A 1,468-nucleotide genomic window follows, 5' to 3' on the forward strand; every position below is an offset into this window, starting at 1 on the left:
CGAAGCCGGTACGGCCGATTTGATCCTGGCCAAGCAGCGCAACGGACCGATTGGCGACATCCGGCTGGCCTATGTGAAGCAGTACACGCGATTTTCCGACTTGGCGGAAGTTTGATATCTTTCATTCTAAACCTGCTACTGGACACATCATTGACATTTTGATCTTATTATGGTCAGTTATATAAAGTTTGGGGGGCTATGCCAAAAATAAAAAGGGAAGAGGTTATTCGCGAGGTTCTTGGGGCCTATAAAGACTCCCAAAAAGAGTATGAGAATTGGAGCGGGGGGAGCTGGCTGTGGGAGGCGCCCGAGTACCTGATTACAGTCAATATAGCGAAGCGCCTTTGGGAGCTGAGAAAAAGAACCTCTCGTTGTTATATTACCCTTGAGTATCAGGTGGCAAAAGCCTTGGAGGATTCTGGAGCTAGAGGAAGAGGGAAGCTTGAGAGGAAAATTCGCGAGAATGGGAAAACAGATATTATATTGTGGCATGCGTGTGGATCTCCACGCGCGTTAATTGAGGTTAAAAACCAGATATATTCGACCGCTGCCTACAAGAAGGACATCGATAGGATCGGGGGTCTTCTATGCAAGAATCCTGATAAATCCAGTTTGGAGTTTGGATTGATTTCTTTTTATGAGTCCGCTAATAGTGGGAAGAGAAAGACTGCCGAAGAGAAAGTTAAAGCTAGGATCGAGGCAAGACTGGAGGAATGTAGGCGTGTTGCTGACGAGAGCTTGAAGCAAAAAGCGCATCTTAGCGAGATGCATTCGATTAATAATGGCAAAAGTGTATGGCAGGCTGTTTGCATTGAGCTGTCAAAGCGATTCTCGTGCGGTTGATAAGTGATGCCCTTTCACTCAATTGGTGAGAGGGGGCTTCGTCCCCTCTCAGTCTCTCAGCGTGGCTTTTTCCGAAACAAACACCAGCGGCTCGACCTTGCCGGTAAGCGGGTCCACGAGGGCAAGGTTGAAATGGTTATCGTCTTTCCAGAGCAGGCGGAAAATCACCTTTTTGGGTTGTCCGCCGTTTGCGATATAGGTCACCACGGCTTGCTGCGGGTCCTGCTGCTCGGATAACACCTTCAAATTCTTGGCCTTGAGCAGCCGGAACGGCGCTCCTTGCGAAACGGCATAGATTTCGAACACCCCCTTGGGCAAGTTGACGAGCACCACGGTGCTGCCGTCCACCGCCGCCCATCGGCCGGTGGCCAGTTCGGCTACCGAGCTCTTGGAACAGGCGGCCACCCCCAGGATCAGCATGAAGATGGCCATCCATTTTGTATTCGCGCGCATAAGCAATTCCTCCTGTGTTTGATGGGGGTATTTTTCGCTGACGGTGCGACAAGTGGCGACGCATTCGATGATTCCGGCCCGCCCGGCTTGTGTGCCGATTCGGATGGTGAGAGAAGGGGAACGAATAAAAGCTGAGTTGTCGGAACATGGCATGCACCCATTTGTTCATGAG

The 1,468-nt window shown here is 50.7% G+C and carries 3 protein-coding genes; 2 read left to right on the forward strand and 1 reads right to left on the reverse strand.

The genetic code is table 11. The features are described 5' to 3' along the window. Positions 1–115, forward strand: a 115-nt coding sequence (locus tag D6694_14470; GenBank protein ID RMH35785.1) for a hypothetical protein, incomplete at its 5' end; no start/stop codon positions are given. A gap of 83 nt (positions 116–198) precedes the next feature. Then, the gene (locus tag D6694_14475; protein RMH35786.1) at positions 199–843 is read left to right on the forward strand and encodes a hypothetical protein; all 645 of its coding nucleotides are present in this window, start codon (positions 199–201) and stop codon (positions 841–843) included. Between the two features lie 48 nt (positions 844–891). Here the strand turns inward: D6694_14475 and D6694_14480 are convergent, their stop codons facing one another. After that, on the reverse strand, positions 892–1,449 hold the full coding sequence (locus D6694_14480; GenBank protein RMH35787.1) for a hypothetical protein: 558 nt from the start codon (positions 1,447–1,449) through the stop codon (positions 892–894). Between the last annotated feature and the right edge of the window lie 19 nt (positions 1,450–1,468).

The organism is Gammaproteobacteria bacterium (assembly GCA_003696665.1).
Classification (GTDB): Bacteria; Pseudomonadota; Gammaproteobacteria; order Enterobacterales.